Annotated in this window: 1 protein-coding gene; it reads right to left on the bottom strand. The window is 59.4% G+C overall.

What is annotated here, in order from left to right; translation table 11 throughout:
* Nucleotides 1–380: 380 nt before the first annotated feature.
* A partial coding sequence (locus Q0964_RS14710; RefSeq protein ID WP_299269010.1) for a heavy metal translocating P-type ATPase occupies nucleotides 381–2,456 on the bottom strand: 2,076 nt, incomplete at its 5' end.

Genomic DNA, 2,456 nt, shown 5'->3' with positions numbered 1-2,456 from the left:
ATTGACCGTGATACTTGGCATACAGAAACCTATGAACACACAGATTACTGTGTTTTTCGGTGTACGTTAGAGAGTTCGAATTTGTCCGCCTCACGCCCGAAAGGACGATCCGTTCGACAGACGAGCGAGCGCCCTCAGCGCCCGTGGCGTATTTTCACCACTCAAACTGACCGACTGCGACGGGTTAGACTTGCCGATGAACGCAGTGGAGTTGCTTTTCGTTCGACAGTCAAACAGTTCCGAATCGGTGTAGTGCTGTCTGGCGATTCGCGTACATCTACGCATATTATCTCGGAGAAAATCAACCGCCAATTGCGTCAGGGAGTACCGGACCACCAAATCATAGGGACGTAATAGCACGGATCTTCTCGGTGATTGGTTCACTGAAGGAGTGCCTCTGGTTTCAGCCGTGACAGGCGCATCGCATTGCCCGTCACTCCAAGGCTCATACCCATGTCGCCGACAACGACTGCAATCGCTACAGTGACGACGCCGATGGGCACGCCGATTGCGAGCAGTGCCTTCACACCGAGGCTCACAATGATATTCTGCCGGATGACACCGTTGGCCTTGTTGGCAAGCGCATACAGATACGGTAGTTTTCCGATATCGTCACCCATCAGTGCGATATCGGCTGTTTCGAGTGCGGTATCGGTCCCTGCCGCTCCCATTGCAACGCCTACCTCTGCGGTGGCCAGCGCCGGGGCATCGTTGATACCGTCGCCGACCATCGCTACGTCACCGTCCGTTGCTTGCAGTGACTCGATAGCATCGACCTTCTCCTCCGGGAGGAGTTCGGCTCGGTACTCATCGACACCCACCTCCTCGGCGATGGCCTGTGCGGTGCCTTCGTTATCTCCCGTCAACATTACCACTCGACCGACGCCCAGCTCCCGAAGGCGTTCAACGGCCTGCTTAGAGGCGGGGCGGACTTCGTCGGCGATAGCGATGACCCCGAGGAGGGTCGATTCTGTCCCGATGAGGACGACCGTCTTCCCCTCACGCTCCAACTCCGCGAGCGTGTCGTCCGAAAGCCCGCTCTCAGTAGTGGTCACATGTCCACCGTCGGTTGCACTGCGGGCATCGAGCTCGAATCCTAACTCCTCGAACAGCGCGGGTTTCCCCGCGTAGTACGTCTCGCCGTCGATATCCGCCCGGATTCCCTTCCCGGTTAGGCTCTCGAACCGTGCTGGGTTCGGGAGGTCATCAATGCCGTCGCTGTTGGCACGGGCCAATGTTGCGTCGGCGATAGGGTGTTCGCTCCGCTGTTCGATACCCGCCGCATATCGGAGCAGTTCGCTCTCGGCAGTGTCGCCGAGCGGAATGACATCAGTGACGGCGAGTTCACCCTTCGTTAGCGTCCCCGTCTTGTCGAGCGAGACGGCGTCGACTTCGCCCATCGCTTCGAGGTAGTTACCACCCTTGATGAGAACGCCGTTCTTGGCTGCGCTGGTAATGCCCGAGACGACGGAGACGGGAGTCGAGATGACGAACGCACATGGACAGGCGATGACGAGTAACGTCAGTCCCCGGATGAACCACGTCTGCCACCCACCCGCAAATGCGAGCGTCTGTCCCACGAACTCGACCGTGACCGTCTCGCCAATGAGGAACGGTGGAATCGCGGCCGTCAGGATTGCCAGCACGACGACAGCCGGGGTGTAGTATCCCGAGAACCGGTCGACGAACTGCTCGGTCTCTGTCTTGTTGGCCTGTGCGCCTTGCACCATCTCGATGATTTGTGAAAGCGTCGAGTCCGACGCCAGCGACGTGACCTCCACTTCGAGATAGCCCTCGGCATTTATCGCCCCGGCGTACACTTCGTCGCCAGTCGTTTTGTCGACGGGAACGCTCTCGCCCGTAATCGGTGACTCGTCGACGGCGCTCTCTCCGTCGACAACCGTCCCATCGAGTGGGATTTTATCGCCGGGACGGACGACAACAACTTCGCCGGTTTGTACATCGTCTGCTGGAACAGTCACCTCCCCGCTGTCTCGTTTGACTGTTGCCTCATCCGGGGACAGTTCCATTAACTCCCGCAGCGAGTCGCGGGCCTTGTCCATCGCGTAGTCTTCGAGTAGTTCAGCGATGCTGAAGAGTACGGCCAAGGTGGCTGCTTCGACGAAGTAGCCGATACCGGTCGCGGCGATGATGGCCGTCCCCATCAGGAGGTCGATGTCGAGGCTCAGGTTCTTCGCCGAGTAGTACCCACTGCGGACAACCGGGAAGCCGCTGGCGGCGACAGCACCGAGGAACAGCACATCAGCGACTGTCAGCCGATACGCGAGGATGCTTGCGACAGCGACGTTCTGGCTCGTGAGTACAAACTCGGCCAGGAGCCCCAGCGTGACCAACACCGCGCCAATCCACGTCTTGATAGCCCGCGGACTCGTCCACGTGTCCGACGGCGGCGCAACCTCGACACCGCTCGTTTCGCCATCCGATTCGGACTCGTC

This window comes from Halorientalis sp. (assembly GCF_028275115.1).
Taxonomy (GTDB): domain Archaea; phylum Halobacteriota; class Halobacteria; order Halobacteriales; family Haloarculaceae; genus Halorientalis.
The sequence above is the reverse complement of the archived record's forward strand: the minus strand, read 5'-3'. Positions and strand labels throughout refer to the sequence as shown.